23 protein-coding genes are annotated in these 23,574 nt (G+C 61.8%); 6 read left to right on the forward strand and 17 right to left on the reverse strand.

Features of this window, described 5'->3' with window-relative positions:
* Nucleotides 1-55 precede the first annotated feature (55 nt).
* Nucleotides 56-2,026: a hydantoinase/oxoprolinase family protein gene (locus tag A11A3_RS09180; RefSeq protein WP_008929012.1), complete on the reverse strand. Its 1,971-nt coding sequence runs from the start codon at nt 2,024-2,026 to the stop codon at nt 56-58.
* Nucleotides 2,027-2,155: 129 nt separating this feature from the next.
* Here A11A3_RS09180 and mutM point away from each other — a divergent pair, with 129 nt between their 5' ends.
* From mutM to A11A3_RS17720, 3 genes are all read left to right on the forward strand, one after another.
* On the forward strand, nt 2,156-2,965 hold the full coding sequence (gene mutM / locus A11A3_RS09185; protein ID WP_008929013.1) for a bifunctional DNA-formamidopyrimidine glycosylase/DNA-(apurinic or apyrimidinic site) lyase: 810 nt from the start codon (nt 2,156-2,158) through the stop codon (nt 2,963-2,965).
* 129 nt (nt 2,966-3,094) lie between these two features.
* Nucleotides 3,095-3,436, forward strand: coding sequence for a hypothetical protein (locus A11A3_RS17430; RefSeq protein ID WP_083851724.1), 342 nt, complete (start codon nt 3,095-3,097; stop codon nt 3,434-3,436).
* 229 nt (nt 3,437-3,665) lie between these two features.
* Nucleotides 3,666-5,951, forward strand: coding sequence for an Ig-like domain-containing protein (locus A11A3_RS17720; RefSeq protein WP_157375534.1), 2,286 nt, complete (start codon nt 3,666-3,668; stop codon nt 5,949-5,951).
* A 158-nt stretch (nt 5,952-6,109) separates the two neighbouring features.
* Here A11A3_RS17720 and A11A3_RS09190 read toward each other — a convergent pair whose 3' ends face one another.
* Entirely contained in the window at nt 6,110-7,105 is a 996-nt protein-coding gene (locus A11A3_RS09190; protein ID WP_008929015.1) for a TetR/AcrR family transcriptional regulator, read from the reverse strand.
* A 69-nt stretch (nt 7,106-7,174) separates the two neighbouring features.
* Nucleotides 7,175-8,323 (reverse strand): radical SAM family heme chaperone HemW, encoded by a 1,149-nt coding sequence (hemW, locus tag A11A3_RS09195; RefSeq protein ID WP_040296973.1) that lies wholly within the window; start codon nt 8,321-8,323, stop codon nt 7,175-7,177.
* A 138-nt stretch (nt 8,324-8,461) separates the two neighbouring features.
* Between hemW and A11A3_RS09200 the strand changes: the two genes are divergently transcribed.
* Nucleotides 8,462-8,911, forward strand: a complete 450-nt coding sequence (locus A11A3_RS09200; protein ID WP_008929017.1) for a YaiI/YqxD family protein — start codon at nt 8,462-8,464, stop codon at nt 8,909-8,911.
* Here the strand turns inward: A11A3_RS09200 and A11A3_RS09205 are convergent.
* The 4 genes from A11A3_RS09205 to metX all read right to left on the reverse strand — a co-directional run bounded on the left by A11A3_RS09205 (nt 8,902) and on the right by metX (nt 12,052).
* Nucleotides 8,902-9,543, reverse strand: a complete 642-nt coding sequence (locus A11A3_RS09205) for a hypothetical protein (protein WP_040296974.1) — start codon at nt 9,541-9,543, stop codon at nt 8,902-8,904. The genes A11A3_RS09200 and A11A3_RS09205 overlap by 10 nt on opposite strands.
* Nucleotides 9,544-9,669: 126 nt before the next feature.
* Nucleotides 9,670-10,263 (reverse strand): RdgB/HAM1 family non-canonical purine NTP pyrophosphatase, encoded by a 594-nt coding sequence (gene rdgB, locus A11A3_RS09210; protein ID WP_008929019.1) that lies wholly within the window; start codon nt 10,261-10,263, stop codon nt 9,670-9,672.
* Between the two features lie 41 nt (nt 10,264-10,304).
* Nucleotides 10,305-10,904 (reverse strand): methionine biosynthesis protein MetW, encoded by a 600-nt coding sequence (gene metW / locus A11A3_RS09215; RefSeq protein ID WP_008929020.1) that lies wholly within the window; start codon nt 10,902-10,904, stop codon nt 10,305-10,307.
* A complete protein-coding gene (gene metX / locus A11A3_RS09220) occupies nt 10,901-12,052 on the reverse strand; it encodes a homoserine O-succinyltransferase MetX (protein WP_008929021.1) in 1,152 nt (383 codons plus the stop codon). Before metX ends, metW begins: the two co-directional genes overlap by 4 nt.
* Nucleotides 12,053-12,182: 130 nt before the next feature.
* Between metX and A11A3_RS09225 the strand changes: the two genes are divergently transcribed.
* Nucleotides 12,183-13,484, forward strand: coding sequence for an MFS transporter (locus A11A3_RS09225; RefSeq protein WP_008929022.1), 1,302 nt, complete (start codon nt 12,183-12,185; stop codon nt 13,482-13,484).
* 125 nt (nt 13,485-13,609) lie between these two features.
* Complete coding sequence (locus A11A3_RS09230; RefSeq protein ID WP_008929023.1) at nt 13,610-14,218, forward strand: outer membrane beta-barrel protein; 609 nt, start codon at nt 13,610-13,612, stop codon at nt 14,216-14,218.
* A 43-nt stretch (nt 14,219-14,261) separates the two neighbouring features.
* Here the strand turns inward: A11A3_RS09230 and trmB are convergent, their stop codons facing one another.
* From trmB to A11A3_RS09280, 10 genes are all read right to left on the reverse strand, one after another.
* Nucleotides 14,262-14,978 carry a tRNA (guanosine(46)-N7)-methyltransferase TrmB gene (gene trmB / locus A11A3_RS09235; protein ID WP_008929024.1) on the reverse strand — a complete coding sequence of 239 codons (717 nt, stop codon included), beginning with the start codon at nt 14,976-14,978 and terminating at the stop codon, nt 14,262-14,264.
* A gap of 203 nt (nt 14,979-15,181) precedes the next feature.
* Nucleotides 15,182-15,961 (reverse strand): thiazole synthase, encoded by a 780-nt coding sequence (locus A11A3_RS09240; RefSeq protein ID WP_008929025.1) that lies wholly within the window; start codon nt 15,959-15,961, stop codon nt 15,182-15,184.
* A 73-nt stretch (nt 15,962-16,034) separates the two neighbouring features.
* Nucleotides 16,035-16,232 carry a sulfur carrier protein ThiS gene (thiS, locus tag A11A3_RS09245; RefSeq protein WP_008929026.1) on the reverse strand — a complete coding sequence of 66 codons (198 nt, stop codon included), beginning with the start codon at nt 16,230-16,232 and terminating at the stop codon, nt 16,035-16,037.
* An 8-nt stretch (nt 16,233-16,240) separates the two neighbouring features.
* Nucleotides 16,241-16,609, reverse strand: a complete 369-nt coding sequence (locus A11A3_RS09250; protein ID WP_008929027.1) for a DUF423 domain-containing protein — start codon at nt 16,607-16,609, stop codon at nt 16,241-16,243.
* A gap of 118 nt (nt 16,610-16,727) precedes the next feature.
* Entirely contained in the window at nt 16,728-17,597 is an 870-nt protein-coding gene (gene rpoH / locus A11A3_RS09255; protein ID WP_008929028.1) for an RNA polymerase sigma factor RpoH, read from the reverse strand.
* 215 nt (nt 17,598-17,812) lie between these two features.
* Nucleotides 17,813-18,826 (reverse strand): permease-like cell division protein FtsX, encoded by a 1,014-nt coding sequence (gene ftsX / locus A11A3_RS09260; protein ID WP_008929029.1) that lies wholly within the window; start codon nt 18,824-18,826, stop codon nt 17,813-17,815.
* Nucleotides 18,816-19,496 carry a cell division ATP-binding protein FtsE gene (gene ftsE / locus A11A3_RS09265; RefSeq protein WP_008929030.1) on the reverse strand — a complete coding sequence of 227 codons (681 nt, stop codon included), beginning with the start codon at nt 19,494-19,496 and terminating at the stop codon, nt 18,816-18,818. Before ftsE ends, ftsX begins: the two co-directional genes overlap by 11 nt.
* Before the next feature lie 80 nt (nt 19,497-19,576).
* Complete coding sequence (gene ftsY, locus A11A3_RS09270; protein ID WP_008929031.1) at nt 19,577-20,755, reverse strand: signal recognition particle-docking protein FtsY; 1,179 nt, start codon at nt 20,753-20,755, stop codon at nt 19,577-19,579.
* Between the two features lie 70 nt (nt 20,756-20,825).
* Nucleotides 20,826-22,382: a DHA2 family efflux MFS transporter permease subunit gene (locus A11A3_RS09275; protein ID WP_008929032.1), complete on the reverse strand. Its 1,557-nt coding sequence runs from the start codon at nt 22,380-22,382 to the stop codon at nt 20,826-20,828.
* 10 nt (nt 22,383-22,392) lie between these two features.
* Entirely contained in the window at nt 22,393-23,568 is a 1,176-nt protein-coding gene (locus tag A11A3_RS09280) for an HlyD family secretion protein (RefSeq protein WP_008929033.1), read from the reverse strand.
* Between the last annotated feature and the right edge of the window lie 6 nt (nt 23,569-23,574).

Raw genomic sequence — 23,574 nt, forward strand, 5'->3', positions numbered from 1 at the left:
TCATTGTGCCCTGCCGGGATGACAGACAGAAGATGCCAAACGGGTCATATTCGGACTATCGCTGTAACAAAAGATGCCCCTGCGGGTGCACGTCCGCCTGCCAGCCGGGGGCCAGCCAGGTGGTGCCGACGGCCTCGAAAACCAGGGCCGGCCCGGTGATGCGCTGGCCGGCGGCCAACGCCTCACGGCGGTATATTGCCACTGGCTCAGACTGGCCGGGCAGGGTCAGGCTGCCGCCGGAAGGCATGGCCTTGCCGACCAGTGGCGGGACCGGCGGCACGGCCAGGCGGGCGCTGCACTGAACGCGCACATTGACCTCGTCCACGGGCAGCGACAGGCGATGTCCGAAGCGCTGTTCGTGGGCATTGTGGAAGTGCTGCCGGCGCACGCGACTGTCCCGGTGCCAAGGTATCTGCAGCTGGGAGGACTGGCCGCGGTAGCACATGTCGATGAAGGTCTGGCGGGCTATGCTGTCCGTGGCAATGCCCTCCTGTTCAAGCTCCGCGCGTCCCCGGGCTTGCAGCTGGTCGATCAGCTGTTCCACCAGAGTGGTATCCGCCCCTTCTGGCAGGGCCTGCAGCAGTTCGCGCTTGCGCGGCGCATGGACCAGGCCCTCGGCGGACAGCACGCCGGCGCGCATGGGCACCACGGCCTGGTGCATGCCCAGGTTTTCCGCCAGGGCGCAGACATGCAGGCCGCCGGCCCCGCCGAAGCTGGCCAGGGTAAAATCCTGTGGATCGAAGCCTTTCTGGATGGAGATCACCCTGAGCGCCTGGGTCATGTGTTCATTGGCCAGATCGATAATGCCGCTGGCGGCTTCCAGCAGGGATAGTCCGAGAGCATCGGCAAGGCTGGACACCGCCCGGCGTGCGGCCTCCACGTCCAGCGTCAGGCTGCCGCCCAGGGCAAAGTCCGGCTGTAGCCGGCCCAGCACCACATTGGCATCGGTCACCGTGGGCTGCTTGCCCCCGCGCCCGTAGCAGGCGGGCCCGGGGGCTGCGCCGGCGGATTGTGGGCCCACATGCAGCAGACCGGCCTCGTCCACCCGGGCCAGGGAGCCGCCCCCGGCGCCAATGGTGTGCATGTCGACCATGGGCACGGCCACCGGGTAGGGGCCGATATGGCCCTGCTGGGTGAGGCGTACATCCCCATCCAGCAGGGCCACGTCGGTGGAGGTGCCACCCATGTCAAAGGTCATCAGCTGCGGGCGTTGTAGCTGCTCGCCAATGCGCTGGGCGGCCGCCAGGCCACCGGCGGGGCCGGACAGCAGCAGGTTGACGGCCCGGGTGGCGGCCTGCTCGGCGGCGATGGTGCCGCCATGGGACTGCATGATCGCCAGCGGCGCGGGGCGGGTGGCCTGTTGCAGACGCTGCAGATAGGCGGCTACCTTCGGTTCCAGCCAGGCGTTCAGCCAGGTGGCCATGCCCCGCTCGTATTCGCCGCGGGTGGCCAGTACCTGATGGGAGGCGCTAACGCTCAGGCCGGCCTGGCGCAGGGTGTCCGCCAGGCGCTGCTCGTGGTCCGGATTCAGGTGGGCAAACAGCAGACACAGGGCGACGGAATCCGGCGCATGGTTGCGAACCGCCGTCAGCAGGGCGGCCAGGTCTGCATCGCGCAGTGGCGCGATCTCCTCGCCCCGGGCGCCCTGGCGACACGGCACGCCCAGCACGGGCAGGGTGCTCAGCACGCTGGCCGCCGGGGCCGGAGTCAGGTTGTATAGCTGGTCACGGTTCTGCCTGCCGATGCGCAGCCAGTCCTCGATTCCCTGGTTGGTGATCACCAGCGTCCGGGCGCCCTTGCCCTCCAGGGCGGCATTGGTGGCAACGGTGGTGCCATGGACAATGGCCAGCTGACCGGCGGCCATGGCGTCAGTCAGGCCCAGCTCGTCAATGCCTTGCAGGATCGCCTCTTCCGGCGCGTGCGGGGTGGACAGGACCTTGTGAATGCGGGGTTCACCCTGCCCCAGGAGGACAAAATCGGTGAAGGTGCCGCCGGTATCGACGCCAAGCCAGAGGGAAACGGACATAATTAGGTAATTGATAATGAATAATTGATAATTGATAGCTTAAGAGCAAAAGATGTGTAGCGTAAGTGCGCACCCACGTTGCAGGGGGCGTGTTTTCGTTATCCATTTCCAACGTCCATTGATGTGCCGATGCCTGAATTGCCTGAAGTTGAAACCACCCTGCGGGGGATCCGTCCCCATCTTCAAGGGCGCACCCTGCGTCAGGCCGTGGTGCGTGAACGTCGCCTGCGCTGGCCGGTCAGTGAGTCTTTACTCTCTCTGCGTGACAGTAAAATCATGGCTGTGGAGCGGCGCGCCAAGTATCTCTTGCTGACGCTGGAGAGCGGACAGCTGCTCATCCATCTGGGCATGTCGGGCACCCTGCGGGTGCTGGAGGCTGCCACGCCTTTGCGCAAGCATGACCACCTGGATCTGGTGCTGGATAACGACACCGTGCTGCGCTTCAACGATCCTCGCCGCTTCGGCACGGTGCTGCTATCCCCACCTGGCGAGCCCCATGGATTGCTGGCCAGGCTGGGTCCGGAGCCACTGGCGGACGATTTTGACGGTGACTGGCTGTACCGGCGTTCACGCGCTCGTAAAGTGGCGGTGAAAAACTTCATCATGGATAACGCCACGGTGGTGGGGGTGGGCAATATCTATGCCCAGGAAAGTCTGTTTGATGCCGGGATCCACCCATCGCGGCCAGCAGGCCGTATATCCCGCGAGCGTTACGCGGTGCTGGCGGCGGCCATCAAAGCGGTGTTGCATCGGGCTATTGCCGCTGGGGGAACCACGCTGAGGGATTTTACCAGGGTGGATGGTCAGCCGGGCTATTTTGCCCAGTCCCTGTCGGTCTATGGCCGGGCCGGGCAACCTTGTCCCCGCTGCGGCGCAGCGCTGAAAGCCGACCGACACGGACAGCGCAGTACCGTCTACTGCGCCCAATGCCAGCGCTGACGGGCTCGCCAGGCTATTGCCGCCCCAGGAACAAAGGTGTAGATTGTGATGCAATTGTCGGAATATTAAAGACTTAGAAGACATAATAGCAGCAATACTTTAACTATAAGAAAGCAAGAGGGTCTCACCATGATCGGAGCAATGCGCCAGGTAGCGGCAACTGTTCTTGCCTTTGCCTTGATGTTAGGGCTGTGTTCACCACTTGCCGCCCATGCCAGGTCAGGCCAAGCCGACGACATTGAAGGCGCTCGGCCTGGGGAAGTTGCGATGATCGCAGACACGGTTCTTGTTCGTCCTGTAATGTTTGGCGCAACGATAGTGGGAGCGGCACTTTATACCGTATCCTTGCCATTCTCCCTGCTGGGACGCAATGCTGCGGAAGCGGGAAACGTGCTTGTGGTTACACCTGCACGCTCTACCTTTCTTCGTTGTCTGGGATGTACACCGGGCCAGAACAAGAACATTCGTTAAATATTAGATCATGTCGAGCTATTGCCGCAGTTATCTGGGGTGCCGCTTGATGGGGTCAGCCTCTTTGCTCTTAACGCGTTGGTGAATGGTTTTACTAAGGGGCTTTCAATCTGATTGCAGATTTAAGAGCAAAGGCATAAACAGCTGCAGGAATGATGAAAAGGGCCTGGAGGCCCAGACTCAATTGGGGATTATCATGGCGATAACAAACACAAGTCTCCAGAGACTTATGATGCTGGCCTTGGCAGGCCTTTTGGCAACTGCTCTGACGGCATGTGGAGGCAACAGCAAGGACTTGATTACTACAGGTGGGTCATCAAATGGTGGCTCCAGTGGTAGTTCAGGGTCGGGTGGCGGCACTGATAGCCAGTCACAGGTCGCTGTTGCCATGAGCATAACCGATGCATCCGGTGTTGTGGTTGGCACGGCAGACAGGCCCATCACCGAAAATCGTTCAGGGAAAGTGAAAGTGCAGGTCACCAATGCCGATGGTGGTATTGCGAACCAGGTGGTGACATTCAGCAGTACTCTTGGGGAATTTGATCCTGCTGCTACGGCCCTCACTGATGTAAATGGGGTTGCTGAAGTTTCGTTAAAAGCAGGTAGTCAGGCCGGTGCTGATATATTGACTGCATCCGCTGATGTTGGTGGCAAAACCTATACACAAACACTGGGTTTCCGTACCACTGGAAGCGACCAAACCGGCGACTCAGCGGGGGGTGGGGCTGTTTCCATTCTGATTGGTAGCGGGACTGGTGCAGCTTTCCAGGAAGGTGAGGTTGGCCTCTCTGCGACCACTACCAGTGCCAAGTCAACGCTTTCCGCCATCGTTAACCTGGTAACCTCTGATACAAATGGTGCTTGGGATGGTTCCGCGAAAGTGTCTTTTTCATCATCATGCGCGACAGCAGGGAAGGCTTCTTTTGATCCCCAAGAGGTTATTCCTGTGGCCGGCACGGCGGTAACCAGCTATCAACCGGAAAATGGTTGTACCGAAGATGTTATTACTGCATCTGTGACCATATCTGGTGAAATCAAAACAGCCACTTCTCCTACGATTACTGTAGAACAGTCTCCCCCAGCATCTTTGACGTTCCTTGGTGCTGAGCCTCCCATTATTGGTATTAAAGGTTCGGCACAAGTGGGGGCTCCGGAATCCTCTGTTCTCAGCTTCCAGGTAAAAGACAGTAATGGTGACCCGGCAACAGCCGGTGAATCGGTTTCTTTCTCTGTGGCGTCAGATAATGGCGGTTTCGCCATCACGTCCGATACGACGGCTAGCACTAATGCCCAGGGTGTCGCTCAAGTCACCGTGCGCAGTGGTACGGTGCCTTTCTCGGCATTCGTGTTGGCTGAGTTGGCCTCAAATGGGGATATCAGCTCAACGGGTTCTGTTTCTGTCCAGTCCGGGCCGATTACACAAAGCCGCTTTTCTCTCGCTCTTGATATGGTGAATCCCAAAGCGGGTAATCATCAGGGGTTGCAGGTGCCTGTCAATGTCCGCGCAGCAGACCGTTTCGGGAACTGGGCGCCTGATGGTACACGCATCAACTTCACATCAGAGCTTGGTGATATTGATGGTAGCTGCCAGACAGTTGACGGCACCTGCAGCGTGGTTTGGACAAGCCAGGCAGTACAGACAATTCATTTTGACAAGCAAAGAGACACGCGATCCTGTTTTTCCGGAACAGGGCCCGAGAGGGAGCAAAGTGGTTTAACTGCAGATACAGGCTGCGGTGACTTTGATCGTTTCGGGCGTAATACTATTACTGCATGGACCGTTGGGGAGGAGTCTTTCTCTGACGAGAATGGCAATAACTTGTTTGATGTTGGCGAGGACTGGTTGCCTCTTGCTGAAGCGTTTCGAGATGATAACGGTACCGGTATCCGTGATAACCAATCACCGTATTCCGAAGAGTTCATGGATTATAATTCCAATGGTACTTATGATTCGGCTGGTACGGTTTTCCGTGGTCTGGGGTGTAGTGACGCCGCCTCGGTAGCAGGTAACTGCGAGAGTTTGGCCAATGTGCGTGACTCTTCAGTGATGGCCCTCTCTACGGATACTCTGCAGGTCGAGTTCGTGAAATCTGCAAGTGATCTTGTCGGTGCTTCATGGGAAAGTGCCAGTCAGCCCGGAATGCCGCCGCAGAATTGGGGTGACGCTGCTCTGAAGCTTCAAAGTGGCACAACGCTGTCTAGCCTTGATATTAGTCCAGGTTCCAATAGCTTTGTGGCGGTAATTGCCGATGTTAATGGCAATGCGCCTTTTAACGGCCTTCATATTTTTGTTACGGGCTCTACCCCTGACGTAACGGTGCTTGGGGGTCAGGTTCGATGTGATGTTGACATGACAACGGAGGCGGTTCTGTGTCCCTTTACAGTTCAGGCTCCGCTCGACCCAACAGAGTTCAGCAACGCAAATTTGACCGCAGTAACGGTTAGTTTTGCGTATCCTGGCACGACGGATGTGTACCCCGGTGGTCGTATTATCAGTTTGGTGAAAGTTCCATAAATTTATTCAGGTGAAACCATAAAAAAGCCCCGCCATGCGGGGCTTTTTTATGGCTCTTCGCGGATTAGAGGTAAATCAGCCAGGCCCAACGGTCGGAAGGGATAGGCTGAAACACCAAAGATCCAACCACCCCTAAAAAATCGTCACCGGCTCGTGCCCTAGGGGTGTTTGTTTGCAAATGGATGGGGCTTTATTCGCGTGCAAGCTCGCGCAGGCTGCAGGCGAGGGGCGTAGGCGTGCGGATGCAAGAGGCGCCTCGAAATCTCAGTGCTGAGCCAGCTATCGGGGTTCAGATTGGCGTCCGACCTTGTACGTTTTCCCGCGATCCCGCAATGAACCTTTTTTATGACTGATTTCAAAAGGCAGTCTATATCAGGATGGCTGCCCTGAAGGGCTGCAGCGGTCCATGTCCAACGTGCCTTGCTCCTTACAGAAATCAGAAAAGACTTTTTTTTGCATAACCTTGTCACATCCTCTTCGAGCGCCTTTCGATCGAAAGGATTCTCCGCCAGCGGTTTCCAGCCCAACGCATTGAGCTGCAGGCGAATATTCTGCAACAGCAGACGGTAAGGGTCGTTCAGGTCATAGAGCGACAGGACGCCATCGGCATGGATCAGAGTGTGCATGCCGGTGCTCATGGTCCATTGCCCCACGGCCAGTGCCAGGGGAGCGATGTCGTAGGGTTCCACGTCGCCGTCATCAATGGCCTGCCGGGCCAAGCTTTCCACCATCCTGCCCACCGGCTGCATGGCTTCCAGAAACTGCTGGCGACGGTGTTCTGAGGTGGCCTGCCAGATCACTTCGGTCATCACGTACTGTTCCAGACGAAAATGCTCCGGGTGATGCTGGGCGAACAGGGCATGGGCCACGGCAAAACCGAACATCTTGTCGCGATTATTGGCCCCCTGCCATTCGTGAACGCGGCGGAAGTAGAGCTGGCGAGTGGTGGACAGCTCGCTGCACACCGCCATCAGCAGGTCTTCCTTGCTGGCAAAATGGTGATACAGCGTGCCGGTGGCGAAATTGCAGCTTCGGGCAATGGCCGCCATTTGCACACCCAGTAACCCCTGCTTGCAGATCTGCTGGCGGGTGGCTTCGATAAACAGTTTTTCGCGGTCGGCCAGGGCCTGTTCGCGGTTGGCGCTTTTTTTCATTCTGGTCGGATAACGTTGGAAGGTTTAACAAGTGTGAAGAGCATTGGGCAAGGGATCAAGCGTTGCCGGTTACAGCTGGTCGGCAATTTGTTCCAGCAAGGTATTCAAATGGCGCAGGCCTGTTTCTGTGCAGGCCAGCCTTTCATTCTCGACCCGCAACAGCTTGCGGGCCACAAGAGGCTGAAGGCGGGGTAACCAGCGCTCCGGGGCCTGGCCGCTGGTGGCGGTCAGCTGAGTCAGGGCAATGCCTCCGGGCAGGCGAAGGCCGTTGAGCAAGGCTTCGAACAGGCGCTCGTCCTTCTCGACCCGGGTCCACTGGCGACGGGCGCCGCCCGGGTCAGCCAGATAGTGCTCCGGTAGCCGGGTTTTTTGATAGCGGTGCACGGTGTCGTCAGTCACGTTGGTGAGCTTGCCGTGGGCGCCGGCGCCAATGGCCAGATAATCCCCGTACTGCCAGTAGTTGAGGTTATGGCGACATTCCCGGCCAGGTTGGGCAAAGGCCGAGATCTCGTAGCGGTGGTAGCCATGGTCTGCCAGCAGGGCAAAGCCGGCGCTTTCGGTATCGGCCATGGTATCGCTGTCCGGCTGCGTGGGCGGTGAGCGATAGAATACCGTATTGGGCTCGATGGTCAGCTCGTACCAGCTCAGGTGAGTCGGAGCGAGTTCAATGGCCCGTTGCAGATCATCCAGTGCCTGCTCGCGGCTTTGCCCCGGCAGGGCGTGCATGATGTCCAGGTTGAAATTATCAAAGCCGGCCTGGCGGGCCTGGTGGGCGGCGGCTACCGCTGCCTGGCTGTCGTGAATGCGCCCCAGGGCTTGTAGGTGCTGGTTGTTGAAGCTCTGTACGCCAATTGACAAGCGGTTGATGCCGGCCTCTCGAAATCCCTCGAACCGCCCGGCTTCCAGGGTGCCGGGGTTGGCCTCCAGAGTGATCTCCGCGCTATCGGCCAGCGCCAGTCGCTGGCGCAGCCCGCGAAACAGCTGCTGATAAAAATCCGCGCTGAGCAGGCTGGGCGTGCCACCCCCGATAAACACGGTCTCCACCGTGCGTCCTTCCACCAGCGCTACGTCCTGCTCCAGATCGGTCAGCAGTGCCTGCAGGTAGGCCTGCTCCGGCAGCGCGCCACGCTCATGGGAATTGAAGTCACAGTAGGGGCACTTGCGCACACACCAGGGGGTGTGGATGTAGAGGGAGAGGGGAGGCGTGATGAGTGGCATAGGGAACGCAGTGCCATAGAATGAGTGGGCTATGGTAGCAATAAAATGGATAATTGATAGTTGATAATGGATAACGCAAAGCGCCTGAAGTGCTGTTCCGTTATCAATTTTCCATTCTTAATTATCAATTGGTATTCAATGGCACATATCTGGGTAGACGCGGACGCCTGTCCGAGACCGGTGAAGGATATTCTGTTCAAGGCGGCGCAGCGTACGCAGACGCCCTGCACCCTGGTGGCCAACCAGATGATCGCCGTGCCGCGTTCGGCATTGATTCGCTCGGTGCAGGTGCCGCAGGGGTTTGATGTGGCCGATAACGAGATCGTGCAGCGCTGTGAAGCCGGCGACCTGGTGGTGACCCAGGACATTCCGCTGGCGGCGGAGGTGGTTGCCAAGGGAGCTCTGGCGGTGACACCGCGGGGGCACTGGCTGGACAAGGACACGGTGCGCGAGCGGCTCAATATGCGCGACTTCATGGAAGAGATGCGCTCGGCGGGCATGGAGACCGGTGGCCCGAAAGGCTACAGCGCCCAGGACAAGGGCCGTTTCGCCAATGCCCTGGACCGCTGGCTGGCCCGTCAGAAATAACCGTTCAGGCCCACCCCAAACCAGCTCAGATCGCCGCCGCCGTCGCGGCGCACATCTTCGCCGGCCCAGCTGTGGTGGCCAGCCACGAACAGGGACAGCCTTGGCGCGTATTGCCAGCTTAAGGTCACATCCAGCTGCTGATGGTTGGGGCCATCATGGGCCTCGCTGGTATAGCCGTAATCCAGCCCCTGACTGAGGCGGCCATTGATGCTGACCGTCTTGCTCAGTGCTTTGACAGTGCGTAGCGATAGCAACACAAAGGTGCCTTCGGCCTGGTGCGAATAGGTGGCCTCGATGCCGGGTATCAGCCAGGGTTTGAGCAGAAACTCACCGCCCAGCGCCACTTCGCTGTCGTAATCCCGGCCCGGATCGCTACGTAGCCGTGTGATCGACACAAAGGGAGTCAGCTTGCCCAGCGAGGGTACGTATTCCAGCGTGGCATCGGTTTCCCGGTAATCGGTCTGGTCGCCGCGTCCATGCCACAGTTCCACGCCCCAGTCGCCGTGAGCCAGGTAGGCATCCAGCGAGTAGAGCCCGCCTTTTGCCAGCTGGTTGCGCCCTTCGGAGGCGTACTTGCTGTCCCAGGCGGGCATCAACTGGAATTCCAGGGCGCTGGCCGTTAGTGGTGCCATCAGTGGCAGGAGGCAACCAAGGCCTTTATACATTCTCTTGTTCAGACAGCGATTCATCCGGCCAGCTTAACAAGGGGACGGACCGGCACCGGTTTTTATTATGTAGCCAGTGCCAATGAGAATGGCTTACGCGCCGCGAAGTTGCTCGATCAGGATGGCCATGGCCTGACCGCGGTGGCTCAGGCGATTTTTCTGGTCCGGTTCCAGTTCGGCGGCGGTACGGCCCAGCTCCGGGACCAGGAAATGCGGATCATAACCGAAGCCCTGCTCACCGCGTGGCTCCAGCACGATTTCCCCTTCCCAGGTGCCCTGGCAGATCAGCGGTGTGGCATCGTCCTCGTGGCGCATCATCACGATCAGGGCCCGATAGCGAGCACTGCGCTGGACGTCGGGGGCATCGGCCAGCATTTCCACCAGCAGAGCGTTGTTCTTGGCATCAGTGGCGCCAACGCCGGAGAAGCGCGCGGAGAACACGCCGGGGGCGCCATTAAGCGCATCCACCTCGATGCCGGAATCGTCGGCGATGGCGGGCAGGCGGGTATGCCTGCAGGCATTGCGGGCCTTGATGATGGCGTTTTCCACGAACGTCAGCCCGGTTTCCTCGGCCTCGGGCACGTTGAAATCACTCTGGGGCACCACCTCGATACCCAGCGGAGCCAGCAGTTGCTGCATTTCCTTGAGTTTCTTGGCGTTGCCGGAAGCCAGTACGATTTTTTCCATGATGCAATCTTCCCGGTTGTCGGTGACGGGGCAGAGGAGCGCTACAGCGTCACCCGATAGAGCGCCACTTCACCGAACAGGTTGGGCCAGCGGCGCGCCAGCAGGCCGCTGTGGTGGTGACGGTTGAGCACCTGGCGCTCGAGAATACGGATGCCGTTGTGACGGCAGTGATTTTCGAAGTCGCGCACCGTGCACAGGTGAATATTGGGGGTGTCGTACCACTGGTAGGGCAGTGCCGTGGATACCGGCATGCGGCCCTTGAAGCCGAGAAAGGCGCGGATGCGCCAGTGGCCGAAATTGGGGAAGGTAATGATCGCCTCGCGGCCCACGCGCAGCATTTCCGACAGGATCTGGTCCGGGCGCAGCACCGCCTGCAGGGCCTGGGTCATCACCACATAGTCAAAGCGTTTGTCCTGGAAGTTGTGCAGCCCCTGATCCAGGTCCTGCTCGATCACGTTAACGCCTTTTTCAAAGCAGGCAGCCAGGTTGTCCTGGTTGATTTCCAGGCCATAGCCGCGAATGTCTTTCTCGGCTTTCAGGTGAGCCAGCAGCGAGCCTTCGCCGCAGCCCAGGTCCAGCAGGGTGGCCTGGCGGGGAATCCAGTTGCTGATCAGGTTGAGATCATCGCGCAGCGCGGTCATGACGGGTTTACCTCCTCGGCCACGCGGTGCATGTAGGCGCCGAACAGCTTGATGTACTCGGGAATATCGAGCAGGAAGGCGTCATGGCCCTTGGGCGTATCTATTTCCGCATAGCTCACGTCCCGGCCGGCATGCATCAGTGCATCGACGATTTCCCGGCTGCGCTCCGGCGCAAAGCGCCAGTCGGAGGTGAACGACATGACCAGGAACTTGCAGGTGGGTTTGGCCATGGCCTGCTCCAGCGAGTGGTCGAACTCCCGCGCCGGGTCGAAATAATCCAGCGCCTTGGTCATCAGCAGGTAGGTATTGGCGTCGAAGTTGCGCGAAAAGGTCTCGCCCTGATGGCGCAGGTAGGACTCCACCTGGAACTCCACATCAAAGCCGAAGTGAAAACGGCCACTGCGCAGGTCGCGGCCGAACTTCATGCGCATGGCGTCGTCACTCAGATAGGTGATATGGCCGACCATGCGCGCCAGAATGAGCCCCTGGCGGGGGTAGGTATCATGCAGGTAATAGCGCCCGCCGTGGAAGTTCGGGTCGGTGAGAATCGACTGGCGAGCCACCTCGTTGAAGGCAATGTTCTGGGCCGACAGCTTGGGTGCGGCGGCAATCACCACCGCGTGGGCCACCCGGTCCGGGTAATCCACGGACCACTGCAGCGCCTGCATGCCCCCCATACTGCCGCCGACCACCGCGGCCCAGCGCTGGATGCCGAGATGGTCGGCCAGCCGTGCCTGGCTGTTCACCCAGTCTTTCACGGTCATCATGGGAAAATCCGGACCCCAGGGCTGACCGGTTTCCGGGTTGATGGAGCCGGGGCCGGTGGAGCCGTGGCAACCGCCCAGATTATTCAGGCTGACCACGAAGAAGCGATTGGTATCAATCACCTTGCCGGGGCCGATGCAGGTATCCCACCAGCCCGGGCGCTTTTCCGCCATGCTGTGATAGCCGGCGGCGTGGTGATGGCCGGACAGGGCGTGGCAGATCAGCACCGCATTGGAAGCATCGGCATTGAGGGTACCGTAGGTCTCATACACCAGGTCATAGGCGGGCAACACCCGGCCACACTCGAGCTCCAGCGGTGTGGAGACCGACAGGGTTTGGGGTTCAACCAGTCCAACGGAATCGTGGGGAATGCTTTGCGGCATGATCGGCAACTTGCTTGGATTGAGGCAAAGTCTAATCGGCGTCATGCGGTGGTGCAATCAAGGGCAGTCTCCGTGTCGGCAGGGTAGACTGTGCCGCTGAGTCATCACCGCGAGCAGGAGGACGCAATTCATGGCGCAACGAGAACTGCTGGAGCGGCTCTACGCCCAGGTGGCCAACGAGGAAGACGCCCGCACCTGCAAGGATATCAGCGCGGATGCCTGCCGGGAGGTGCCGGGCAACTTCTTCCGTATCATCCTGGCCAACATGCTGACCAAGGTCGGCGATCTGCTGATCAATCCGAAAACCGTACTGGCCTGGCTGGTCAGCGCCGTGGGTGCGCCCTCGGCCATCGCCGCCATGCTGGTGCCGATCCGTGAATCCGGCTCGCTGATTCCGCAGCTGATGATCGGTGCCTGGGTACGCCGTTATGCCGTGCGCAAGGGCTTCTGGGTGCTGGGGGCGGTGCTTCAGGGGCTGGCGGTGCTGGGCATGGCTGCCGTGGTGTGGACCTTGCAGGGCGTGGCGGCCGGGCTGGCGATTCTCGGCTTGCTGGTGCTGTTCAGTGTCAGCCGCGGTTTCTGCTCCGTGGCCATGAAGGATGTGCAGGGCAAGACCATTCCCAAATCCCGGCGCGGTCGGCTCACCGGGCTGGCCGCCACCCTGTCCGGCGTGATCACCATGGCACTGACCCTGGTGATCTTCCGGGGTGACAGTGACCCGTCCGTGGCCTTCTATACGGCCCTGCTGGCCGGCGCCGGCCTGATCTGGCTGGCCGCCGGCGCTGTCTTCGCCGGGGTCGACGAATACCCCGGCGCCACCGAAGGTGGCAGCAACGCGTTCAGGGAAGCGCTGGCCAGCCTGGGCCTGTTGCGCAGTGATGGCCCCTTTCGCCGCTTTGTCATTACCCGTGCCCTGCTGATGGCGTCGTCGCTGGCCTCGCCGTTTCTGGTACTGCTGGCCCGGGAAAGCACCAGCCTGCCGTTACTGCTGGGCAGCTTTGTGCTTGCCTCCAGCCTGGCCAGTGCGGTCAGTGCCACGGTCTGGGGCTACATGGCTGATACCTCCAGTCGACGGGTAATGATCCGTGGTGGCAGCCTGTCGGCGCTGGTTTGTCTGGCCGCCGGCGCCCTGGCGCTGTGGCAACCGGATGGCGGGCAGCTGCCGTGGATTTATCCCGGTGCCTTCTTTGTGCTGGCCATCGCCCATGCCGGTGTGCGCATCGGCCGCAAGACCTACCTGGTGGATATGGCCGGCGGCAACAAGCGCACCGATTACACCTCGGTGAGCAATACCGTCATTGGGGTGCTGCTGCTGCTGGTGGGTGGGCTCAGTGCTGCAGTGTCGGCACTGGGCAATGACTGGGCGCTGCTGTTGCTGGGGGCCATGGGCATGGTCGGTGTCATCAGTGCCTGGCGGCTGCGGGATGTGTGACAGCGTGATTCGGCGAAGACATTTGCTCTTCTTTTTGTAAGCCATGTCTCAAGGCAGCCCCTGGTCATTTACTTGCGGGCTCGCTTATTTATGCTCGGTGGTTTTGCTTGATCGGGGAAACCACAATGATGAAAAGAACCTTGCTTGCCGCGTCTCTGCTTTCTCTGTCCGCCGTATCGATGGCGGATCAAAAATTGGGCCTTGCCATTGGTGGCAGCCTGGCACTGGATCGCAGCAACTTCTATGACGAGCTGGAAGACGAGTTGCCCAGTGGTGTGTCGCTGGATGAGGATTCCGCCGCGGTGGGCGGCGATATCTATGTGGGGCTGGCCTTTGGCGGCGCCTCCACCCTTCGCCTGGGCTACCGTAAATTCGGTGACCAGGATGCCGATGCCATTTCCGGTGGGGTCAAAACCGGTGATGTGAAAATGGAAGCCGATGGCACCTATCTGGCGGCGGATTTGTTGTTCCCGCTTAACGACAGTTTCTATCTGGGCGGCACCCTGGGCCTGCAGAACTGGGATGGCAAGGTGACCGCTTCCGGTGTCGGCGGTCGGGCTACCATCAAGGATGATGCCCGTGATTTTTTCTACGGGCTGCGTGGCAAGGCACTGCTCAAGGACAGCAACCTGGCCCTGACCTTCAGCTACAACCGCTATGATTTCGACGCCGAAGGCGGTGATGATATCAAGTACGACAGCATCAGCGTGGGCCTGGAAGGCTACTTCTACTGATACACTGAATCCGGGCGGCCGGCTTTTGGCCGCCTGAACCTGTCTAGCCTTTCTCGAACAACAGATCCCACACGCCGTGGCCGAGCTTTTCGCCGCGGCGTTCGAATTTCGTTTCCGGGCGCCATGACGGGCGCGGCGAAAAGGCTCCCTCGCCGGCCAGGTTGTGGAAGCCGCTGGCCTCCTTCATGACTTCCATCATGTGCTCGGCGTAATGCTCCCAGTCCGTGGCCATGTGCAAGATGCCGCCGCTGGCCAGTTTGCGTTGTACCAGTGCCACCCAGGCGGGCTGTACGATACGGCGCTTGTGGTGCTTCTTCTTGTGCCACGGGTCCGGGAAGTAGAGCTGTACGCGGGCCAGGCTGCCGTCCGGGATACACAGCTCGAGAATCTCCACCGCGTCGTCGCAATAGCTGCGCAGATTGCTCAGACCACGTTGCTCGATGTCCATCAGCAGGGCACCGACGCCGGGGCGGTGCACCTCAATGCCGATGAAGTCCTGATCCGGTGCGGCCTCGGCCATGGCGGCCAGGGACTGGCCCATGCCATAACCGATTTCCAGCACGCGGGGCGCGTCGCGGCCAAACACCTTGCCGGCATCCAGCAGGCCGTCGCGGCGTTCCAGCCCGAAGCGCGGCCAGAGGGTGTCCAGGGCGTTGCGCTGGCCGGCGGTCAGGCGCCCTTCGCGCAGCACGAAACTGCGTACCTTGCGCATTACCTTGCCGGTTTCCGGGTCTTTGTCCTGTTTGATGAAGTCGAGCATGGTAGTCGGGCTGTCAGGGTCGGGAGCGCGATTGTAGCAAAAAGCGGCGCCGGCGGGGCTTCACGTGGGGTTCATGTTGGCGGGGGTGTAATGAGAACACCCCCAAAGGCGGATACCCCCTTATCCGCCGCCAGGCTGTCTGACAGCCTGCTAATGACACTTCCCTAGGCGCCGCACCCCCGGCGCCCTTTTTTTGTCTGCGTTTAGCGGCTGATGCCGTCCAGCGGTGATGAAGCGCTGGCGTAGGCCTTGCGCGGCATGCGCCCGGCCAGGAAGGCCTCGCGACCGGCCTCGATGGCCTTTTTCATGGCCGAGGCCATCAGCACCGGCTGGTTGGCGTGGGCCACGGCGGAATTGAGCAGCACGCCATCACAGCCCATCTCCATGGCAATGGCCGCATCCGAGGCGGTGCCCACGCCGGCGTCGACGATGATCGGCACGTTGGCCTCTTCCATGATCAGCTTGATGTTGTGCGGGTTGAGGATGCCCAGCCCGGAGCCGATCAGCGAGCCCAGCGGCATGACGGCCACACAGCCCATGTCTTCCAGTTCCCTGGCAACGATCGGATCATCGTTGGTGTAGACCATCACCTTGAAGCCGTCATCGATCAGTTCGCGGGCGGCCTGCAGGGTATGGGTAATGTTCGGGTAGAGGGTTTTCTGGTCGCCCAGCACTTCCAGCTTCACCAAGTCATGGCCGTCCAGCAGTTCCCGGGCCAGCTTGCAGCAACGCACCGCTTCCTCGGCGCTGTAGCAGCCGGCGGTGTTGGGCAGGATGGTGTAGCGGTCCGGGCTGATGAAATCCAGCAGGTTGGGCTCGTCCGCATTCTGGCCAATGTTGGTGCGGCGTATGGCCACGGTCACGATCTCGGCACCGCTGGTTTCGATGGCCTGGCGGGTTTCATCGAAATCCTTGTATTTGCCGGTGCCAATCAGCAGCCGGGATTGGTAGGTCTTGCCTGCGATGTGGAGCGAGTCGGACATGGTGGCTTCCAGGGTTGGTTCGGGGATTCGGTGGCGTTCGCGGTGGTGGTTGCCCGGCTTGGCGTCGGGCGGTTCAGCCCCCGCCAATGGCGTGGACGATTTCCACCACGTCGCCATCCTGCAGGGCGTAATCGCCGTGTTGGCTTTTCGGCACGATCTCGCGGTTTACCTCCACCGCCAGCCGGCGGCCGGTCAGGGCCAGCTGGTTGACCAGATCGGTGATGGTGGTGCCTTGCAGCGTCAGGGTATCGCCGTTAACAGTGAGCTTCATGATGTCGGTCAGGTATTTTTGAACAGGGACCAGGCCAGCATCAGCCAGCCGATAATCAGCGCGGTGCCACCCAGCGGGGTGATGGCGCCCAGCCATTTCTGCCCGCTCAGCACCAGTACGTACAGGCTACCACTGAACACCAGCATGCCGGCAAACAGTACCCAGCCGGCGGTGACCATGCTGGCGGCGCCGAACTGGCGGGCCAGCAGGCCGACCACCAGCAGTGCCAGGGCGTGGTAAAGGTGGTAGTGGCTGGCGGTGGACCAGACGGTCAGCATGGCGTCGTCCACGCGGCTCTTCAGGCCATGGGCACCGAAGGCGCCGAGTATCACGGCCAGGGCGGCATTGAGGGCGCCAAGCACGAGCAGGGCTTTCATCAATCAGGCTCCGTATCCGCACGGGGCGGTTGGGACAGGGGGCATAGTGTAGCGAATTTTCCCCGCGCCGGGGGCACAAAAAAGCCGCCCGTGGGCGGCTCCCTGTGCGGGCTTGCCATCAGGCAGCGATGGCGTTGCGCAGTTTCTTGATGGCGTTGTTCTCCAGCTGGCGAATGCGCTCGGCGGAGACGCCGTATTCGTCGGCCAGTTCCTGCAGGGTGGACTTCTGGTCGGCCAGCCAGCGACGCTCGAGAATATCGCGGCTGCGCTCGTCCAGTGCCATCAGGGCGGAGCCCAGCTGACGGCTTTCGCGCTGTTGCTGGTCCTGCTCGGCGAGCAGGTCCGCCGGGTCGCTGTTGTCACTGTGCAGATAGGCCGCCGGCGAGACCACGGTGTTGTCGTCGTCATCGTTGGTGGGGCCGTCGAAGCTGGCGTCGTAGGCGCCCAGGCGGCCTTCCATCTCCTTGACCTGCTCGGTGGTTACACCCAGATCGTCGGCCACGCGCTGGGCTTCTTCCAGGGTCAGGCGGCCCAGGCGCTTTTTCTGGCTGCGCAGGTTGAAGAACAGTTTGCGCTGGGCCTTGGTGGTGGCCACCTTGACGATGCGCCAGTTACGAATCACGTATTCGTGGATCTCCGCCTTGATCCAGTGCACGGCAAAGCTCACCAGCCGCACGCCCTTGTTCGGGTCAAAACGTTTCACCGCCTTCATCAGGCCCACGTTGCCTTCCTGCACCAGGTCGCCCAGGGGCAGACCATAGCCGGTGTAGCTGCGGGCGATATGCACCACAAAACGCAGGTGAGCCAGCACCAGGTTGCGAGCGGCATCCAGATCCTGATCGAAGTACAACCGCTCGGCCAGGCGCTGCTCGTCCTCGGCGCTCAGTACCGGCACGGCGTTGACGGCACGCATGTAGGCATCCAGATCATTGCCCGGTACCGCCAGTGTCATTGCCTGTGCTTGTGCCTGTTGCAGTTGCTTGTTCATGTGCGATGTCTCCTCCAGACAGGATTCGCGATCCTTCAAGAATCCCGATATTAGCACTCGAGTTTATAGAGTGCTAATAGGCAAAAAAGTTCCCGGTTATAGGCCCCTTGAATGGCCTGATTATGGGCTGACGCCGTGACGGTGCCGTGACCGGGGTCAACATTGGAGGGGCCGGCGGACGGGGAAGTTCCCGGCGTGGCCGGCCGGTGGGCGGGTCAGAAGTTGGGCTCGATCTCGCCCAGATGACGGCCCACCGCCAGCCAGGCGCCCAGCAGCCCGAGAATGCCGCTGAACAGGGGCAGGGTCAGCAGGCTGGAAATGCCCAGGGTGGCCAGGGTCTGGTCGCTGCTGTACAGGCGCAGCAGCTCGTTGATGGGGCCGCCCAGCCACCACAGCGCGATCTGCACCAGAATCACCGCCAGCAGGCCGCCGGCAAAGCCGAAGCAGAAGCCGGTGTAGAGGAAGGGGCGGCGCACAAAACCATCGGTACCGCCGACGATTTTCACCACCACGATTTCCTCGCGGCGGCTCTCGATGGCCAGCCGGATGGTATTGACCACCACCAGCACCACCGCCAGCGCCAGCGCCAGGGTCAGGGCCGTGATCATGCGCTCACCCAGCTCGATCATGGCATGCAGGCGGCGCACCCATTCCACATCCAGTTGCACCAGGTCCACCGCCGGGCTTTCCTCCAGGCGGTTCTGCAGCGCTTTCAGGCTGACCGGGTCGGTGCTGTCGGGGAACACCACGATCAACGGCGGCAGGGGGTTGTCCGGCAGCGCTTGCAGCACATCGCCAAAGCCGGACAGGGCCTGGAACTCGGCCAGTGCCTGTTGGCGGGTAATCACCTGGGTACGCTGGATATCCGGTCGTGCCTGCCACTGTTCGGCCAGCTTGCGCTGGGTGCTGTCATCGGTATCCAGCTTCAGGAACACCGACAGATGGGCATTGCCGTCCCAGCCGCGGGTAATCACCTTGGCGTTGTCCAGCAGCACCGACAGGCCGGAAGGCAGTGCCAGGGCGATGGCGATCACCACGATGGTCATGGCGCTGCTGGCCCGGGCGCGGCGCATGCGGCCCAGGGCATCGTAGAAGGAATCGCGGTGGTGCAGACGCCAGGCGGTGAAACGGTCGCGCAGGGACGTCTGGGCGCTCTGGGCGCCGGCACTGCGACGGGGTTTTTCCAGCCGCTGGCGGGGCGCCTTGCGGGGGGTGGCATTACGCGCCATGGGCGGCCTCCTCCGCGTCGTGGATCAGGCGGCCTTCACGCAGGGTCAGCAGCCGGTGACGGTAGCGGGCGATCAGGCTCAGATCGTGGCTGGCAATCAGCACCGCCACCCCGACCCGGGCGAAATCCTGGAACAGGTCCATGATCTCCGCCGACAGTTGCGGGTCCAGGTTGCCGGTGGGCTCGTCGGCCAGCAGCAGCGGCGGCTTGTTGACCACCGCCCGGGCGATGCCCACGCGCTGTTGTTCACCGCCGGACAGCATGATCGGGTTGAGCCGTTCCTTGTCCAGCAGGCCGACCTTGTCCAATGCCGCGCGTACCCGCTTGCCGATATCGGCGCGGGCATAGCCGGCGATCACCAGCGGCAGGGCCACGTTATCGAACACGCTGCGATCGAACAGTAGCTGGTGGTTCTGGTGCACCATGCCGATCTTGCGGCGCAGCAGGGGGATATGGCGGTTGCCGAAGGCATTAAGACTTTGCCCTTCCACCAGCACCTGGCCGTGGGTGGGGCGCTCGATCATCATGATCAGCTTGAGCAGGGTGGACTTGCCGGCCCCGGAGTGGCCGGTCAGAAAGGTCAGTTCGCCGGCGGGCAGCGTGAAACTCACCTTGCTGAGTGCGTCCTTGCCATTCGGGTAGCGCTTGCTGACCCGGTCAAACTGAATCATGAAGTCTGCTCGATGATTGTTGGGTGTCCGGCCTGCCTTTGGCGCCCCGCTTCATGGGGGCGCACGTCAGACGTCTGGCGTCAGACGATATCTTCAAACAAGGCCTGCACAAACTCTTCCGCATGGAAGGGCCGCAGGTCTTCCAGTCGTTCCCCCACGCCGATAAAGCGGATCGGCAGACCGGTACGTTTGGCCAAAGCGAACAGGATACCGCCTTTGGCGGTGCCGTCGAGCTTGGTCAGTGCCAACCCGGTCACGCCGGCGGCATCGCGGAACTGTTCGGCCTGCTGGATGGCATTCTGGCCGGTGCCGGCGTCCAGTACCAGTAGCACCTCGTGGGGCGCATCCGGGATCAGCTTCTTCATCACCCGGGTGACCTTGGTCAGCTCGTCCATCAGGTTGCCACGGGTATGCAGGCGGCCGGCGGTATCGGCGATCAGGACATCGGCCCCCCGGGACTGGGCGGCCTGCACCGCGTCATAGACCACCGAGGCGGAGTCGGCGCCGGTGTGCTGGGCGACCACCGGGATGTCGTTGCGCTCGCCCCATACCTGAAGCTGCTCCACCGCGGCGGCGCGGAAAGTGTCGCCAGCGGCCAGCATGACGTTCTTGCCTTCGGCCTTGAAGCGCCGGGCCAGCTTGCCAATGGTGGTGGTCTTGCCGACGCCGTTCACGCCGACCATCAGGATCACGTAGGGCTTCTTGCTGCTGTCAATCTCCAGCGGCTGGTCCACCGGCTCCAGCAGTTTGCGCAGTTCGTTCTGCAGGGATTCGTAGAGCGCGTCGGCGTCCACCAGCTCTTCGCGGGTCACCTGGTCGGTGAGTGCCTGGATGATCACATCGGTGGCTTCCACGCCCACATCGGCCATCAGCAGCTGGGTTTCGATGTCTTCGAAAATCTCGTCATCGATTTCCTTGGCGCCCACCAGCAGGTCCGCCAGGCCCTTGCCCAGGCCCTTGCGGGTCTTGCTCATGCCCTGCTTCATGCGGGTCCAGAAGCTGCCGCCATCGTCCTCGTCCATGCCGCTGTCGGCATTGGCGGTCACGGCGACGGGGTCGTGGGTGGCCGGCGGTTCAGTCGGGGCCGCCGGTGGCTCGACCGCTTCGGTGGGCGCGGCGTTGTCGGTGGAGGCCGGCTCGGCCGGGGTATCGGTCTCGTCACGCTTGAACATGCGCGACCAGAAGCCCCCTTTCTTGTCGGCATCCTGGTCGGGCGGGGTATTCGCCGTTGGCTTGTCGTCGCGGGAATCGTCGTTCATTGGGTGGTCTCGTTTGCGTACAGCGCGGCGCTATCCTACCACCGGCGGGCGCGGCATAGAAACGCGCCCGTCAGTGCGCCCCCGCGCCGCCGCCGGTCCCCGAGATGCCGCGCCGGATCAGGAAGATCAGCGGCACCATGCACAGGAACAGGATGGCCATGCATTTGAACACGTCCAGGTAGCCCAGCATGCTGGCCTGTTCCACCAGCTGGTGATAGAGCTGACCGTTGGCCGCCAGCTCGCCGCCGCCGGTGGCCTGGCCGATCTGGTGCACGCTGTCCTGGTAGGCCGGGTTGTAGGGGCTCATGTTCTCCGCCAGTCGGTCCTGGTGGAACTGGGTGCGCCGGGCCAGCAGGGTGGTGGACAGGGAAATGCCGATACTGCCACCGATGTTACGGGCCAGGTTGATGATCGCCGAGGCGTTGCTGGATTTCTCCATGGGCAGGCTGTCATAGGCCGCCGTGTTGATGGGGATGAACAGGAAGCCCAGCGCCGAGGCCTGCAGCAGCCGCGCCAGCATGATGGTGTTGTAGTCCGCCTGCAGGCTGAAGCCGGTCATGGTATAGACGCCGATGCCGCTGACCAGAAAGCCGAAGCCGATCAGATAGCGCGTCTGCACCTTGGTCACCAGCCGGCCCACCAGCGGCATCAGGGCGATGATGGCAAGCCCGCCCGGGGTCAGCACCAGGCCTGCCTGGGTGGCGGTGTAGCCCATCAGCTCCTGCACATAGAGCGGTAGCACTGCGGTGCTGGCCAGCAGCACAAAACCCAGTGCCATCATGAACAGGTTGGATACGGCGAAGTTGCGGTCGCGGAACAGGTGCACGTCGACAATCGGTTCCTTGTCGTACCACTCCCAGACCAGAAAGGCGATCAGCCCCACCACGGCGATAAAGGCCAGGGACAGGATGAAGGTAGAGCTCCACCAGTCATCCTGCTGGCCCCGGTCGAGCACGATCTGCAGGGCCCCCAGGCCCACCACCAGCAGCCCGAAGCCGATGTAGTCCACCCGATTCTTCTGGCCCTTGCGCGCCTTGCGCGCTTCCACCATGTGCTCCGGGTCCTTTACCAGCGCCTGCACCAGCGGCAGCAGGATCAGCCCCACCGGCAGGTTGATCAGGAACACCCAGCGCCAGGAAAAGTGGTCGGTGATCCAGCCGCCGAGAGTCGGGCCGATGGCCGGCGCAAATACTACTGCAATGCCATACAGGGCAAAGGCCATGCCGCGTTTGGCCGGCGGGAAGGCATCGGACAGGATCGCCTGGGAACTGGGTTGCAGGCCGCCGCCGGTGATGCCCTGCAGGGTACGGAAAACAATCAGCATGCCGAGGCTGGGCGCCAGCCCGCAGGCCAGCGAGGTAATCGTGAAGCCGATGATGCAGAGCATGAAGAAGCGCTTGCGCCCTATCACGTTGGACAGCCAGCCACTGATGGGCAGGGCGATGGCGTTGGTGACCGTGTAGGAGGTCAGCACCCAGGTGGCTTCGTCCTGGGTGGCGGACAGGCTGCCGGCAATATGCAGCAGCGCCACATTGGCGATGGACAGATCCAGCACCTCCATGAAGGCGGCAATGGCCACCACCGGTGCGATCAGCCAGGGGTTGGTCGCTTTTTGCTGCGTGGCCATCAGTGGCCTCCTAGTCCGACGCGTCGTCGTGGTCGCCCCGGTTGGCCGCGATGATGCTGTCGATCAGGGCCTGGGCACCGCTGTCATCCGGTTGGTAGACCGGCGTGCTGAAGCGACTGCCGGATACCGGACTCTGTGCCAGGCGGTCGCCGTCACGGTTTTCGGTGTCGATGGTCACCTCCATGGACAGGCCGATGCGCAGCGGGTGGTCCTTGAGGTCGTCACCCTGCAGCTGAATGCGCACCGGAATGCGCTGCACCACCTTGATCCAGTTGCCGGTGGCATTCTGGGCCGGCAGCAGGGCAAAAGCGTTGCCGGTGCCCGCGGCCAGGCCGGCCACGGTGCCGTGGTAGGTATGGTCCGAACCGTACAGGTCGGCGGTCAGTTCCACCGGCTGGCCGATGCGCACATTGGTCAGCTCGGTTTCCTTGTAGTTGGCGTCCACCCATACCTGCTCCAGCGGCACCACCGCCATCAGCTTGTTGCCCGGCTGCACCTGCTGGCCCACTTGCACGCCGCGCTGGGCCACATAGCCGCTCACCGGCGCTACAATGCGGGTGCGTTGCAGGGTCAGCCAGGCCTGGCGCAACTGGCTCTTGGCCTGCATCACCTGCGGATGGCTGGCCAGGGTGGTGTCGCCCACCGCCGCCTGGCTGGCGGCCAGCTGGCTTTTTGCCTCCAGATAGCCGGCCCGGGCGGTCTGCAGGGAGGTCTGCGCGTGCTGGTAATCCTGGGTGGAAATGCCGCGCACCTTCTGCAGGTCTTCGGCCCGCTGGTAGTCGCGCCGGGCCTGTTGGTAGGAGGCCTGGCGCAGGCTCACGGTGGCCTTGAGCTGTTCGGCCTGGTCATAGAGCTGGCGCACCTGGCGTACCGCCTGGGCCAGGTTGGCCTTTGCCTTCTCCAGGGCCACCCTGGCATCGGTGTCATCCAGCTGCACCAGCACATCACCGGCGTTGACCCGGTCGGTGTCCTCGGCATTGATGGTCACCACCGTGCCGCTCACCCGCGGTGAAATGGCCACCACATTGCCGCCCACATAGGCGTCTTCGGTGGTGATGTGGTAGCGACCCCACAGGGCCCAGTAGAGGCCGTAAATCAAGGCAATGGCCAGTACCACCACGGCCAGGATGGTGAGAATGCGTTTGCGCTTGGCGCCGTTTTCGGCGTTGCCGTTCTGTTCTGCCATGACAGG

The sequence above is a fragment of the Alcanivorax hongdengensis A-11-3 genome, assembly GCF_000300995.1.
Classification (GTDB): Bacteria; Pseudomonadota; Gammaproteobacteria; order Pseudomonadales; family Alcanivoracaceae; genus Alcanivorax; species Alcanivorax hongdengensis.